General features: G+C 64.0%; 11 protein-coding genes. 4 read left to right on the forward strand and 7 right to left on the reverse strand.

Annotated features, from left to right (window positions below; all coding sequences use genetic code 11):
* Positions 1 to 3: 3 nt before the first annotated feature.
* From AC0L2V_RS23450 to puuE, 6 genes are all read right to left on the reverse strand, one after another.
* A complete protein-coding gene (locus AC0L2V_RS23450) occupies positions 4 to 1593 on the reverse strand; it encodes an ABC transporter substrate-binding protein (RefSeq protein ID WP_473507822.1) in 1590 nt (529 codons plus the stop codon).
* A 156-nt stretch (positions 1594 to 1749) separates the two neighbouring features.
* Positions 1750 to 3735: a CocE/NonD family hydrolase gene (locus AC0L2V_RS23455; protein WP_473507821.1), complete on the reverse strand. Its 1986-nt coding sequence runs from the start codon at positions 3733 to 3735 to the stop codon at positions 1750 to 1752.
* 84 nt (positions 3736 to 3819) lie between these two features.
* Entirely contained in the window at positions 3820 to 4413 is a 594-nt protein-coding gene (locus AC0L2V_RS23460) for a nucleoside deaminase (protein ID WP_473507820.1), read from the reverse strand.
* Positions 4413 to 4916: an ureidoglycolate lyase gene (locus AC0L2V_RS23465; RefSeq protein WP_023796832.1), complete on the reverse strand. Its 504-nt coding sequence runs from the start codon at positions 4914 to 4916 to the stop codon at positions 4413 to 4415. Before AC0L2V_RS23465 ends, AC0L2V_RS23460 begins: the two co-directional genes overlap by 1 nt.
* Positions 4913 to 5776: a bifunctional allantoicase/(S)-ureidoglycine aminohydrolase gene (locus AC0L2V_RS23470; protein WP_473507819.1), complete on the reverse strand. Its 864-nt coding sequence runs from the start codon at positions 5774 to 5776 to the stop codon at positions 4913 to 4915. The genes AC0L2V_RS23465 and AC0L2V_RS23470 overlap by 4 nt, the downstream gene beginning before the upstream one ends.
* 29 nt (positions 5777 to 5805) lie before the next feature.
* The gene (gene puuE / locus AC0L2V_RS23475; RefSeq protein WP_473507818.1) at positions 5806 to 7239 is read right to left on the reverse strand and encodes an allantoinase PuuE; all 1434 of its coding nucleotides are present in this window, start codon (positions 7237 to 7239) and stop codon (positions 5806 to 5808) included.
* Positions 7240 to 7432: 193 nt separating this feature from the next.
* On the opposite strand from puuE, the gene uraH reads away from it, so the two are divergent.
* The 4 genes from uraH to xdhC all read left to right on the forward strand — a co-directional run bounded on the left by uraH (position 7433) and on the right by xdhC (position 12707).
* The gene (uraH, locus tag AC0L2V_RS23480; RefSeq protein ID WP_091592675.1) at positions 7433 to 7807 is read left to right on the forward strand and encodes a hydroxyisourate hydrolase; all 375 of its coding nucleotides are present in this window, start codon (positions 7433 to 7435) and stop codon (positions 7805 to 7807) included.
* A gap of 3 nt (positions 7808 to 7810) precedes the next feature.
* Positions 7811 to 9292, forward strand: a complete 1482-nt coding sequence (gene xdhA, locus AC0L2V_RS23485) for a xanthine dehydrogenase small subunit (RefSeq protein ID WP_473507817.1) — start codon at positions 7811 to 7813, stop codon at positions 9290 to 9292.
* A complete protein-coding gene (gene xdhB, locus AC0L2V_RS23490) occupies positions 9292 to 11640 on the forward strand; it encodes a xanthine dehydrogenase molybdopterin binding subunit (protein WP_473507816.1) in 2349 nt (782 codons plus the stop codon). The genes xdhA and xdhB overlap by 1 nt, the downstream gene beginning before the upstream one ends.
* A 77-nt stretch (positions 11641 to 11717) precedes the next feature.
* Positions 11718 to 12707, forward strand: a complete 990-nt coding sequence (gene xdhC, locus AC0L2V_RS23495; protein ID WP_473507815.1) for a xanthine dehydrogenase accessory protein XdhC — start codon at positions 11718 to 11720, stop codon at positions 12705 to 12707.
* 21 nt (positions 12708 to 12728) lie between these two features.
* On the opposite strand, the gene AC0L2V_RS23500 is transcribed toward xdhC, so the two are convergent.
* Positions 12729 to 13649: a LysR family transcriptional regulator gene (locus tag AC0L2V_RS23500; protein ID WP_473507814.1), complete on the reverse strand. Its 921-nt coding sequence runs from the start codon at positions 13647 to 13649 to the stop codon at positions 12729 to 12731.
* Positions 13650 to 13712: the final 63 nt, after the last annotated feature.

Below are 13712 nucleotides of genomic sequence, written 5' to 3' on the forward strand. Positions count from 1 at the left end.
GGCTCAGGCTTCGAGCCAGCACTTTGCCAGAGCGTACCCGTTCATCAGCTCCTGATGCGGATCGTCGACCCAGCCGGCGACCTTGGCGCCCGTCGCGTCGATGAACTGATTGAACATCGGCAGGATCAGGCCACCTTCGTCGCGGACGAGCATCGCCATGTCGCGATACATCGCCTTGCGCTTGGCTTCGTCGAGCTCGGCACGCGCCGCCAGCACCATCTTGTCGAACTCGGGACGCTTGAAACGCGTGTCGTTCCAGTCGGCCGTCGACAGGTACGCAGTCGAGTACATCTGGTCCTGCGTCGAGCGTCCGCCCCAGTAGGAGGCGCAGAAGGGCTGCTTGTTCCATACTTCCGACCAGTAGCCGTCGCCCGGCTCGCGCTTGATCTCCAGCGTGATGCCGGCCTTGGCCGCGCTTTGCTGGAACAGCTGCGCGGCATCGACGGCGCCGGGGAAGGCGACGTCCGATGTCCTGAGCAGGACGGCGCCGTCATGGCCCGACTTCTTGAAATGAAACTTCGCCTTGTCGGGATCGTATTTGCGCTGCTCGATGTCCTCGGAAAACAGCGGATAGGCCGAGTTGATCGGGAAGTCGTTGCCGAGCGAGCCATAGCCTCTGAGGATCTTGTCGAGCATCTCCTCGCGGTCGATCGCCAGCTTCAGCGCCATGCGCAAATCGTTGTTGTCGAACGGCGCCGTGTTGCAATGCATGATGAAGACGTAGTGGCCAGGACCCGCATGGTTGCGGATGGTGACGCCGGGCAGCCGCTTGATCAGGTCGACGATCTTCGGCTCGACGCGGTTGATCATGTTGACCTGGCCGCCCTGCAAGGCCGAAGTGCGCGCCGTGGCGTCGTTGATGACGATGATCTCGATCTGGTCGGCATGGCCCATCTTGTCGGCCTGCCAGTAATTGGCGAACCGCTCGCCGCCATGGCGCACGCCGGGCTCGTTGGTGGTGATCTTGTAGGGTCCGGCCGAGATGCCGGCGTCGGCCTTGTCCTTGCCGCCATTGGGCTGGATGATCAAATGGTAATCGCTAAGCAGATAGGGCAGGTCGGCATTGGCTTCCTCCAGCGTCAGCACGACTTCCTTGCCGCTGGCCTTGATGCTCTCGATGCCTTTCATGTAGCCGAGCGCGCCCGACTTCGACTTCTCGTCCGAATGGCGTTCGAGTGTGGCGGCGACGTCCTCGGCGGTTACCGTCTTGCCGTTATGGAATTCGACGCCGTCGCGAATCTTCAGCGTCCAGACCTTGGCGTCGTCAGACGAGCCGATCTCCTCGGCGATGCGGTTCTCGAGCGTGCCTTCCGGGGAAAGCTCGACGATCAGTTCGCCCCACATCTTGCCGAAGGCGAACGGCACCTGCGTCATGAACAGGGCCGGATCGAGGCTGTTGGTGGACTCGCCGCCGACCAAGCCGGCCTTCAGCGTGCCCCCCTTGACCGGACCCGCGGCGCGCGCCGCACTCGAAAGCAGCGAGTTGGCGAAGGTCGCGGTGACGCCGAGCGCTGCCGCCCGGCCGAGAAAATCACGACGGCTCAGTTTGCCGGACGCGACGCGCCGGCTGAGAAATTCCAGTTCGTTTGACATGTTGAGTTCCTCACTCTGTTGGTTCGACCTTGTGGTCGTTCTTTATCATTTCTTGTGAGGAGAATAATGACCGCAAGGGAACGCCGTAAGCAAGACCGAATGCGACATGCCGTGGCGTAAATCGTACGTCGCAATTGGACCAACCCGCGTAAGCGCTCAAAGCAGCGCGCGCGGGATTTTCTCTTCGAAATTGCGCTCGAAAACCAGTTCCTCGCCTTCATAGGCTTCGATTCTGGCGCTAACCATGAAGCTTTGCGCGTCGGACCGCATTTCGGCTGACGTTTCGGTGCGCACCGACCATCCATTTCGCGACAGCGTCTGCGTCCAGTGCGTCTTGCCCGACGCTGACAGCGGATTGTCAGGATGGATCGCCCATGTCTCGCGGGCGACGCTGCCATTGGCGAGGCCATGCTCCAGGTCGCGCACCTCGCCGAAATCGTCGACAATGGAAAGCGTGACGATTCCGGTCTTCTCGTCGCGATCAACATGACGCTCGGAATTGGCGGCACGGACCGTTTCGGTTGCCCAGGGCACGGCTGCCTCGGACGTAGGGAACGTGACTTCGTCGCCTTGCGCCGGCGGACGCAGCGGCAGCTTCAGCGTAGCCGCCGACAGGTCGAGCCGAACCGGTTCCGGCGATGGCCAGATCATCGGCCAGTAGGCGTTCGAAACGGCAATACGCAGGCGATGGCCTGATGGCACGCGATAGGCGCATTGGTCGAGCACCACCCGCGCCAAAACGGTCTCTTCCGGCACCAGCGCCTCGGGGAATTCATGCGAGTTGCGGTGCGTCAGGTTGAGCACGCCGTAGGAGATCAATTCGGATGCGCCGTCAGGATGCACGTCGCACAGCCGCACCGCGATGTTCGCCTGCGGTCGATCCGAGGCGACCTGGATCAAAACCTCCGGCGCGCCGACAATGTCGATCGCCTCGCCGAGCGGGGGCTGGTCGAAACACACCGACAGCGCATCGTCGGGGCGCTGGTCGCCGGGCAGTTCCGGCCCGAAGGTGAAGGGGAAATATTCGCCGCCGGCGAGGCCGCAGCTTTGTGGCGAAGCCACGATTGCAGGCCTGGCGCCTTCCGGGATCAGTTCGATCGCCTCAGCCTTGATGTTGGGCGATGGCCAGTCTGCTTCGGCAACCCAGCGGCCGGGCCGCTCGGGATGCCAACGCGCGGGGCGCACGCTGTCCATCACATAGGCGCGGTAGGCCGGGTCGGCCTCGACGCCGGTGTCGATGCCTTTCAACCAGCGGTCCCACCAGCGCAAGGCCTCCTGCAGGAAGCCGATCGCTGGTTTCGGTGCGGCGTAATGCGGGTACTTGTGGATCCACGGGCCGACGATGCCCTTGACCGGCGCCTCGATATTGGCCGCGAGGTAGGAAATCGTATTGCGATAGCCGTCATGCCAGCCGCCGATCGACAGCACGGCGGCTTGGATGGCGGAATAGTCCTCGCAGATCGAACCGCGCTTCCAATAGGCGTCGCGGTGCTGGTGTCTCAGCCACAGCGGCGCCAGGAAGGGCTGGTTCTCCAGCCGGGTCAGCCATAGGTCGCGCCATCTGTTGTCGCCGGCCAGCAGCGGGTCCGGTGGCCGCGACGAATAGGACAGCATGGTCGAGGCCCAGCCGAAATTCTCGATCAGCAGGCAGCCGCCCTTGTAGTGGATGTCGTCGGCATAGCGGTCGACGGTCGAGCACAGGCTGATGACTGCCTTCAACGCCGGCGGCTGCTTGGCTGCAACCTGCAGGCAGTTGAAGCCGCCCCAGGAGATGCCCATCATGCCGACATTGCCGTTGCACCAGGGCTGGGCGGCCGCCCAGGCGATCACATCGCAGGCGTCCTGCAATTCCTGCTCGGAATATTCGCCGTCCATCAGCCCTTCGGAATCGCCATTGCCGCGCATGTCGACGCGGATCGATGCATAGCCATAGCCGGCGAAATAGGGATGCGTCAGCTGATCGCGAAAGATCGTGCCGTCGCGCTTGCGGTAGGGCAGGTGCTCGAGGATCGCCGGCACCGGATCGTCGGCGGCATCGGCCGGCATCCACACCCGCGCCGACAGCCGGCAGCCATCCGGCATGACGATGCCCATGTCCGGAAACTCGACGACCTTGCGGGGAAATTCAGTGACGGTTTTCATGCGGGCGACTCCAGGACGGCCAAATGATGGAGCCCGTGGGACGTCGTCGTGGGCCAGCCAACGAATTCGGCTGGTCAATCCGCGTCAACTCAACGGAATGTCGTTTTCGTCCTTGCTCGCCTGGTAAGCGCTGGACAATTCGTCATAGCGTGCGGAGATTTTGCCGATCCGCGGTTCCAGTCGCAGCCGCTCGGTCTCGGGCAGCGAACACACCAGTTTTCGGATCGAAAAACTCTTCCAGTAGGCGTTCTCGGCATTGTAGCCGCCGGGGTCGAGGGTGAAGACCTCCTTCAGGATCTTCAGGTCGTGCGGGATGGCGAAGCTGTCGCGCGAATCCTCATGCGAAAACAAATAGTAGAAATTGTCGAAGCCGGTCCAGGTGATCGCCGACAGGCAGAGCGAGCAGGGTTCATGCGTGGCGAGAAAAATCGCGTCCCTGGTGTCGACGCGCTCAGCCTTGGGCATTTCGTAGAACCGCTTCAGGCAGTGAACTTCGCCATGCCAGAGCGGGTTCTCAGTCTCGTTGTTGGTCTCGGCGAGCACCAGCGAGTGGTCGTCCTTGCGCAAGATCGCCGCGCCGAAAAGCTTGTTGCCATGGGCGACACCTTCGGCCGTCTTCGGCACGATGTCATGCTCGATGACGTCGAGCAGGCGGTCGATCAGCGAGACGTCGGCCATCACTGGCTCCCATCGGGAAGATGGATCTCGTAAGCGTGCGAGAAATGGCACTCGTCGAGGTTGGCGCCGTCGCCACCGCGGTCGACGACGAGGAAATCCTGGGCCTCGCCGATCGGCGTCAGCACGCCGTGCCAGCGATTGCGCGGATAATTGACGCCCTGCCCGGGCGCGGTGAGGAAGGCATGCGGCTCGCCCGGGCCGTCGTCGCCATCATGGCAGACGACGACCAGGAACGGCCGTGGCGACAGCGGGATGAAAGCCTGGCTGCCGAACGGGTGACGCTCGACCATGGTGAGCTTCAGCGGAAAATCGTAAGGCGTGCCGCGCACCATGGAGATCAGCACGTGCCCATTCGGTCCCTGCGCTTCGGCGGTGGCGAGATCGTGATAGCGCTCGGCCTTGCCGCCATTGATCGGGTAGTGATTGCCGCCGCCCATATCGATGACGTCGCCGAACTCGGCAAAATTTTCACGGGTCAGCGGCCGCGCCACGATGCGGGTCATGGCGCGCGCCTCCCCACGCCGGCGCCACCAAGCTTGGCGTGCCGGTTGACATCCTTGTAGAGCAAATAGCGGAATTTTCCGGGGCCGCCAGCATAGCAGGCCTGCGGACAGAAGGCGCGCAGCCACATATAGTCGCCGGCCTCGACCTCGACCCAGTCCTGGTTGAGGCGGTAGACGGCCTTGCCCTCCAGCACGTAGAGACCGTGCTCCATGACATGCGTCTCGGCGAAGGGGATGACCGCACCCGGTTCGAGCGTGACGATGGTGACATGCATGTCGTGGCGCATGTCTTCAGGGTCGACGAAGCGCGTCGTCGCCCAACGGCCCTCGGTGCCGGGCATCGGCGTCGGCGCAATGTCCTGTTCGTTGGCAAAGAAGGCTTGCGGGACATCAATGCCTTCGACGGCGTCGTAAGCCTTGCGGATCCAGTGGAAGCGGACAGCAGCGCTGCTCTCGTTGCGAACGCTCCATCCGCTGGTCGGCGGCAGGAAAGCAAAGCCGCCCGGCTGCAGGACATGCTTCTCGCCAGCCAGCAAAACGCTCAGCTCGCCCTCGACCACAAACAGGGCGCCCTCGGCGCCGGCATCCGGTTCCGGCCGGTCGCTGCCGCCGCCGGGCGCGACCTCGACGATGTATTGCGAAAACGTCTCGGCAAACCCGGACAGCGGACGCGACAGCACCCAGACGCGGGTCTTGTCCCAGAACGGCAGGGCGCTGGTGACGATGTCCTGCATCACCCCCCTTGGAATAACGGCGTAGGCCTCGGTGAAGACAGCGCGGCCGGTCAGCAGCTCGCTCTGGCCGGGGTGGCCGCCCTGCGGCGCATAATAGGTTCGGTCGGCCATTTTCATCGTGTCCATCAGTTCAGAGCCTATTGCGGAAGCAAGGCCTATTGCGGAAGCATGTCCTTGAGGCGGAGCAGTGCGATGCGCTCGACCTGTTTGCAGGCGGTTTCGAATTCAACGCCGCGGCTGTTGCCGATGCGCGCCTCGAACTCCGCCAGGATTTCTTCCTTGGTCTTGCCTTTCACCGCGATGATGAAGGGGAAGTCGAAATTGGCGACGTAGGCGGCATTGAGCTTTGAGAACAGCTCGCGCTCCTTGTCGGTCAACCCCTCGAGCCCTGCGGAAGCCTGTTCCCTGGCCGATTCCGCAGTCAGCCGCTTGGTTTGCGCCAGTTTGCCGGCAAGGTCGGGATGGGCGTTGAGCACGGAGAGCCGCTCGGCCCCGCTGGCGCCGCGAAAGACACGGCACAGCGCATTGTGCAGACCGCCGGCACTGTCATGCGCCGGACCGAGCTCCAGCTCATAGGCGCGCTCGGCGATCCACGGCGAATGCTCGAATACGCCGCCGAATGCCTGGACGAAAGCCTCGAATTCCATCTTCGACGGGCGCAGCGTCGGCGGCCGGAACGGATGGTTCTCTTGCCAGTGCCTTGCAATGTCGATGCGTCGCGCCAGCCAGACCCTGTCGTGTGATTTGACGTAGTCGACGAAGCGCTTCAGCGCCGCGACCCGGCCCGGCCGGCCGACGAGGCGGCAGTGCAGGCCGATATTCATCATGCGCGGCCGTCCTGCCTTGCCCTCGGCATAGAGCGTATCGAAACTATCCCTGAGATAGGCGAAGAACTGGTCGCCCGAGTTGAAGCCCTGCGGCGTGGCGAAACGCATATCGTTGGCGTCGAGCGTATAGGGGATGATGAGCTGCGGCTTTGCCGACCCGTCCGGCCCACCATGCTCGAACCAGTACGGCAGTTCATCGTCATAGGTGTCCGACACATAGTCGAAGCCGCCCTCTTCCGCCGCCAGCCGCACGGTGTTGATCGATGTGCGGCCGGTGTACCAGCCGGTCGGCCGTGCGCCTGTCACCTCGTAATGCAGCCGGATTGCCTCGTCCATGTCGCGGCGTTCGTCTTCCGGCGCATGGTCGCGATAGTCGATCCATCTCAGCCCGTGCGAGGCAACCTCCCAGCCGGCCTCCTGCATCGCCACGACCTGGTCGGGCGAACGCGCCAGTGCTGTAGCGACGCCGTAGCAGGTGATCGGCACCTCAGCCTCGGTGAACAGGCGCAGCAATCGCCAGAAGCCGGCGCGGGCGCCATATTCGTAGATCGATTCCATGTTCCGGTGGCGCTGCCCGGGCCAAGGTGCAGCGCCGACGATCTCGGACAGGAAGGCTTCCGAAGCCTTGTCGCCGTGCAGGACGCAATTTTCGCCGCCTTCCTCGTAATTGACGACGAACTGCACCGCGACATGCGCCCTGCCGGGCCATTTTGGATCCGGCGGATTGGCGCCGTAGCCGCGCATGTCTCGTTCGTAACGCATTGTCGCTCCTGCCGGATAGTGTGATCAGGATAGTCGAAAGGATTGCTTGCGCATTCCCCCGAAAATTTTTGAAAGTGTTTTTGCAGCACTTCACTCGACCGGGACTTATGCATCGCCTTTAATGGGCGCACAATTCGCCAAACATGTTCGACTGTACCGGACATGTTCGAGTGTACCGGAATGGGAGCAGCCAGTGGCGGAAACGTCGAAAGCCGAAGGCGGACGTCTGACGACCCATGTCCTCGACACCGCGGCCGGCAGGCCGGCGGCAGGCCTGTCGATCGAGCTTTACCGCATCAACGACGACATGCGGACGCATCTGAAGACAGCGGTCACCAACGCCGACGGCCGGTGTGACGCGCCGCTGCTTGCCGACGCGGAATTCCGCACCGGCGAATACGAGCTGGTCTTCGCCGCCGGCGACTATCTGCGCCGGCAGGGGTTGAGACTGCCGGAACCGGCCTTCCTCGACAGCGTGCCGATCCGCTTCGGCATGGCCGAGCCGATGCACTATCACGTGCCGCTGCTCATATCGCCCTACGGCTATTCGACCTATCGGGGGAGCTGAGACATGACGAGGCTCAAGATACGCAATGAGATACGCTTCATCCTCAATGGCGAGGATGTTGCGCTGACTACGGTCGCGCCCGACGAGACCTTGCTCGACTGGCTGCGGCTCGAGCGCTCGCTGCGCGGCACCAAGGAAGGCTGCGCCGAGGGCGACTGCGGCGCTTGCACCGTGCTGGTCGGAAGGCTGTCAGGCGGCCGGCTCGTCTATGAAAGCGTCAATGCCTGCATCCGCTTCCTTGGCTCGCTCGATCGCACGCATGTCGTAACCGTCGAGCATCTGCGCGGCGACGGCGAAAAACTGCATCCGGTGCAGCAGGCGATGGTCGATTTCCACGGCTCGCAATGCGGCTTCTGCACGCCGGGCTTCGTCATGTCGCTTTATGCCCTGTGGATGCGGTCACCGGAGCCGTCGGATGCAGCCATCGAAAAGGCGCTTCAGGGCAATCTCTGCCGCTGCACCGGCTACGAGGCGATCATGCGGGCGGCGCGTGCCATCTCCAGCTACGGCAAGGCGGCAAAGGATCCGCTGGCAGCGGAGCGCAAGGCGATCACGAGCAAGCTCGAAGCGATGAAAGACGGTTCGCGCATCGAGATCGGCGCCGGCAAGCAGCGCCTGGTCGTCCCGGCCGATGCCGACGACCTCGCCGCCGTGCTCGACAAGGAGCCGGGCGCCACCATCGTTGCCGGTTCGACCGATGTCGGCCTGTGGGTGACCAAGCACATGCGCGAGATTGCGCCGGCGATCTTCATCGGCAATCTCGACGGGCTGTGCCGGATTTCCGAAGACAAGGGCATCATCTCGATCGGCGCTGGTGTCACCTACACCGAGGCTTTCTCAATGCTGGCGAAACGCATCCCGGCGCTAGGCCCGCTGTTCGATCGCATCGGTGGCGACCAAGTGCGCAACATGGGCACGATCGGCGGCAACATCGCCAATGGCTCGCCGATCGGCGACACGCCGCCGCCGCTGATCGCACTCGGCGCGCGGCTGACGCTGCGCCGCGGCAACAAGCGACGGACGATCTCGCTTGACGACTTCTTCATCGCCTATGGCAAGCAGGACCGACAGCCGGGCGAATTCGTCGAGGCCGTGCATGTCCCAGTGCCGGGCAGGGATACCAAATTCGCCGTCTACAAGATCACCAAGCGCCGTGACGAGGACATCACCGCCGCACTTGGCGCATTCCTGCTGGCCCTGGCCAAGGACGGCACGGTGGCGGAGGTGCGCATCGCCTATGGCGGCATGGCGGCAACGCCGAAGCGGGCTTTCGGCGTGGAAAAGGCGCTGCTCGGCAGGCCCTGGACGGAACCGACGGTCGAGACCGCCATGGCCGAGTACGCCAAAGACTTTACCCCGCTGACCGACATGCGGGCGAGCGCCGAATACCGGGCGCTGGCGGCGCGCAACCTGCTGTTGCGGTTCTTCGCCGAGACCAGCGGCAGCAAAGCACCGATCCAGATATCGCGCCACGAGGCGGCGTGATGACCAAGCACGCTCCAAACCTCAAGGCGCAGAAAATCGCTGGTGGCGTTGCCACCGACCAGCGTCATGATTCCGCGCACAAGCATGTCCGCGGCACGGCCGTCTATATCGATGACATGCCGGAATCATCCGGCATGCTGCATGGCTGCCTCGGGCTTTCGACGGCCACGCATGCCACCATCAGCAGCATGGACCTGGCGGCGGTGCGCGCAGCACCCGGCGTCGTCGACGTGCTGACGGCGAGCGACGTGCCGGGCGAAAACGACATTTCGCCGACCGGCCGCCACGACGAACCGGTGCTGGCCGACGGCAAGGTGCAGTTCTTCGGCCAACCGATCTTTTGCGTCATCGCCGAAACCCGCGAGCAGGCGCGCCGCGCCACAAGGCTGGCCAAGGTCGAATACAAGGAATTGCCTTTCGTCACCGACATCGGCGTCCTCGATCCCAGGAAGGACAAGCTGGTCACGCCGCCGCTGACCCTGAGGCGCGGCGATGCCGCGGCTGCGATCAGGGCGGCGCCGCGCCGGCTGAAAGGAAAAATGCGCATCGGCGGCCAGGACCATTTTTATCTCGAAGGCCAGATCGCCATGGCCATTCCCGGCGAGGATCAGGACGTCACCATTTATTCGTCGACCCAGCATCCGAGCGAAATCCAGCACATGGTCAGCCATGCGCTCGGCGTGCCGAGCCATGCCGTCACGGTCGAGATCCGCCGCATGGGCGGCGGCTTTGGCGGCAAGGAAACGCAAGGCAACCAGTTTGCCGCGCTCGCGGCGATTGCTGCGAAAAAACACCATCGCGCGGTGAAAATCCGGCCCGACCGTGACGACGACATGATCGCCACCGGCAAGCGCCATGACTTCCTCGTCGATTACGAGGTCGGCTTCGACGACGAGGGCAATATCCTCGGCGTCGATTTTATGTTTGCGGCGCGCTGCGGCTTCTCGGCGGACCTGTCGGGCCCGGTCACCGATCGCGCGCTGTTCCACTGCGACAACACCTATTTCTGGCCGGCGGTTCATGCGCAATCGGCGCCGCTCTACACCAACACCGTGTCGAACACCGCCTTCCGCGGCTTCGGCGGGCCGCAAGGCATGGTCGGCGCCGAGCGTGTCATCGAAGAGGTCGCCTTTGCCGTCGGCAAGGACCCGCTCGAGATTCGCAAGAAGAATTTTTATGGCACCAGCGACCGCAACGTCACGCCCTATCACCAGACGGTCGAGGACAACATCATCCACCGCATCGTCGCCGAGCTGGAGGCGAGTTGCGACTATGCGAGGCGTCGCCGCACCATTGAAGCTTTCAACGCCAACAGCCGCTTCATCAAGCGTGGATTGGCGCTGACGCCGGTCAAGTTCGGCATCTCGTTTACCGCGACGCACTACAATCAGGCCGGCGCGCTGGTGCATGTGTACACCGACGGTTCGGTGCATCTGAACCATGGCGGCACCGAGATGGGGCAGGGTCTCTACGTCAAGGTGGCGCAGGTGGTGGCGGAAGAATTCCAGATCGACCTCGACCAGGTAAAGATCACCGCGACCACGACCGGCAAGGTCCCGAACACCTCGGCGACCGCCGCATCGTCCGGTTCCGACCTCAACGGTATGGCGGCGCAGAACGCGGCCCGGCAGATCAAGGAGCGGTTGACCAACTTCGCAGCCGAAAAATACCAGGTGCCGCGCGACCAGGTGCTGTTCCTGCCCAACCGGGTGCGCATCGGCAACCAGGAGATCGCCTTCGCCGATCTCATCAGGCAGGCCTATATGGCGCGCATCCAGCTTTCGGCGGCGGGCTTCTACAAGACGCCGAGAATCCATTGGGATCGCGACAAGGGCGAGGGTCGTCCCTTCTATTATTTCGCCTATGGCGCCGCGTGCTCGGAAGTCTCGGTCGACACGCTGACCGGCGAATATGTCGTCGAGCGCACCGACATCCTGCACGAGACCGGCCGCTCGCTGAACCGCGCCATCGACCTTGGCCAGGTCGAAGGCGGCTTCATCCAGGGCATGGGATGGCTGACGACGGAGGAGCTTTGGTGGGACGAAAAGGGCCGGCTGCGCACCCATGCGCCGTCGACCTACAAGATTCCGCTCGCCTCGGACCGACCGAAGATCTTCAATGTGACGCTGGCCGATTGGCCGGAAGCGAGCGAGCCGACGGTGCACCGCTCCAAGGCGGTCGGCGAGCCGCCGCTGCCGCTCGGCATCTCGGTGCTGCATGCGCTGTCGGATGCGGTGGCAAGCGTTGCCGACCACCGGATCTGCCCGCGCCTCGACCCACCGGCGACGCCGGAGCGGGTGCTGATGGCGATCGAACGGCTGAAGAGGGAAGCCAAGGCTGGTGCTTGAACTCGGTCCCGGGGTTCGTACAAGGCGTGCAATCCGGGCCGAAAAACCCTATGTTTCCCGATAGGGAAAGCAAAAACATGACCTCGAAAGTGCAAACCCTGAAAGCATTTCTTGGCGGCGCCGGCCGTGTCGCCCTGGTCGAGGTGGCCGGGACCAAAGGCTCGACGCCCCGCGAGAAGGGCGCCTTCATGCTCGTCTCGGGCGCGGCGATTTTTGGCACGATCGGCGGCGGCCAGCTCGAATTCATCGCGATCGATAAGGCACGGCAGCTGCTTTTCTCCCCCCTTGAGGGGGAGATGGCCGCGGAGCGGCCAGAGGGGGTCGTCTCAGGAGGCACCGCCAGAGCGTCGAGCACTGGCGCGGCGACCCCACCCGACGGCTTCGGCGCCACCCTCCCCCCAAGGGGGAGGGATACGCGCACGACGCTCGATGTCCCGCTCGGGCCCGAGATCGGCCAGTGCTGCGGCGGCAGGGTCGAGGTGCTGATCCGGCTGGTCGACACGGCGTTGGCGCAAGAGCTGGTCGCGGCGGCGGACGCCGAGCAGGCGGAGATGCCGCATGTCTACATCTTCGGCGGCGGCCATGTCGGCCAGGCGCTGGCCTCGGCGGTGGCCTTGCTGCCGGTCCGTGTCGTCGTTGTCGAGACGCGGGCCGAGGCGCTGGAGGGCATGCCGGACACGGTCGAAACCAGCCTGACGCCAATGCCCGAGGCGATGGTGCGCAAGGCTCCGGCTGGCGCCGCGTTCGTCGTCCTCACCCACGACCACGCGCTGGATTTCCTGATCGTCGCCGAGGCACTGAAACGCCGGGATGCCGCCTATGTCGGCATGATCGGCTCGAAGACCAAGAAGGCGACATTCAGGAACTGGTTCCTGAAGGCGGCGGACGGCAGCGAGGCGCAATTTGCCGGCCTCGTCTCGCCGATCGGCGGCGATGCGGTCAAGGACAAGCGTCCGCAAGTCATTGCGGCCTTGGCGGCGGCCGAGATCATGACGGCACTGGCCGCCCATGCTGGCGCGCGAGCCGCGCCGCACCCCGTCTCTCGTGGCAAGGCAATGGCCGGCTGACGGCCAGAATTCGAGCAACGCTCATTTTCCGGCCAGAATTTCCTTGATCAGCCGTTGGCAGCGCTCGGCCATGAAATCGAGCAGCAGCCGCACCTTCGGGTCCTGCAGCTTCTTGTGCGGGTAGACGGCGGCGAACTGCACCGGCGTCGGTGGCGTGTCGGGCAGGATCACCTTCAGACGCCGGTCGCGGATGAACGGCTCGACCTCGAAGCGCGGCTTGTTGATGATGCCGCGGCCCGACAGCGCCCAGCCGGTCAGCACGTCGCCATCGTCGGTGTCATAGGGTCCGTGCACCTCGAATTTCCGCGGACCGTCGGCCGTCTGCAGCGTCCACACATATTCGCGCGCGCCGGCGTAGCGCAGCATCAGGCAGTCGTGTTTGTTGGCGATCAGTTCCTGCGGCTCGGTCGGTTCGCCGCGCGTCTCCAGATATTTCGGCGCCGCCACCAGCACCCGCTCGCACTCCATGATGCCGCGCATTCTCAGGCTGGAATCCTCGATGATACCCAGTCTGAACGCGACGTCGATGCCTTCCTTCATGATGTCGACATTGTGGTCCGAAAGCCTCAGCCGAACCTCGATGTCAGGATATTTGTCGTGGAAATCGGGGATTCCCGACGCCACCAGCCGCCGGCCGAGGCCAAGCGGCGCTGTCACCTTGATGGTGCCACGCGGCTGGCCGGACAAAGCGCTGACGGCGGCTTCCGCCTCGGTGACCGCCTCAAGCACCTGCTTGGCGCCGGAGTAGAACACCGTGCCGTGCTCGGTCGGCATCAATTGCCGCGTCGTGCGATTGAACAGCCTGACACCGAGATGTTTTTCGAGCTCCTTGATGCGGTTGGAGGCGACCGCTGGCGAAATGCGCATGTCGCGCCCCGCCGCCGACAGATTGCCGAGCTCGACGACGCGAACGAAGACGGAGATGTTTTCGAGATAGGCCATGCGGCTTTGGGCTCTCATGCGGCTGCGCAGGGATAACCCTAGTGCATGACCCCGAAAAATCGG

The organism is Mesorhizobium sp. WSM4814, assembly GCF_055811595.1.

Coding starts and splice junctions, on each gene's coding strand:
- AC0L2V_RS23450 (WP_473507822.1), bottom strand. CDS start 1,593: ATGTCAAACGAACTGGAATTTCTCAGCCGGCGCGTCGCGTCCGGCAAA.
- AC0L2V_RS23455 (WP_473507821.1), bottom strand. CDS start 3,735: ATGAAAACCGTCACTGAATTTCCCCGCAAGGTCGTCGAGTTTCCGGAC.
- AC0L2V_RS23460 (WP_473507820.1), bottom strand. CDS start 4,413: ATGGCCGACGTCTCGCTGATCGACCGCCTGCTCGACGTCATCGAGCAT.
- AC0L2V_RS23465 (WP_023796832.1), bottom strand. CDS start 4,916: ATGACCCGCATCGTGGCGCGGCCGCTGACCCGTGAAAATTTTGCCGAG.
- AC0L2V_RS23470 (WP_473507819.1), bottom strand. CDS start 5,776: ATGGACACGATGAAAATGGCCGACCGAACCTATTATGCGCCGCAGGGC.
- puuE (WP_473507818.1), bottom strand. CDS start 7,239: ATGCGTTACGAACGAGACATGCGCGGCTACGGCGCCAATCCGCCGGAT.
- xdhA (WP_473507817.1), top strand. CDS start 7,811: ATGACGAGGCTCAAGATACGCAATGAGATACGCTTCATCCTCAATGGC.
- xdhB (WP_473507816.1), top strand. CDS start 9,292: ATGACCAAGCACGCTCCAAACCTCAAGGCGCAGAAAATCGCTGGTGGC.
- xdhC (WP_473507815.1), top strand. CDS start 11,718: ATGACCTCGAAAGTGCAAACCCTGAAAGCATTTCTTGGCGGCGCCGGC.
- AC0L2V_RS23500 (WP_473507814.1), bottom strand. CDS start 13,649: ATGGCCTATCTCGAAAACATCTCCGTCTTCGTTCGCGTCGTCGAGCTC.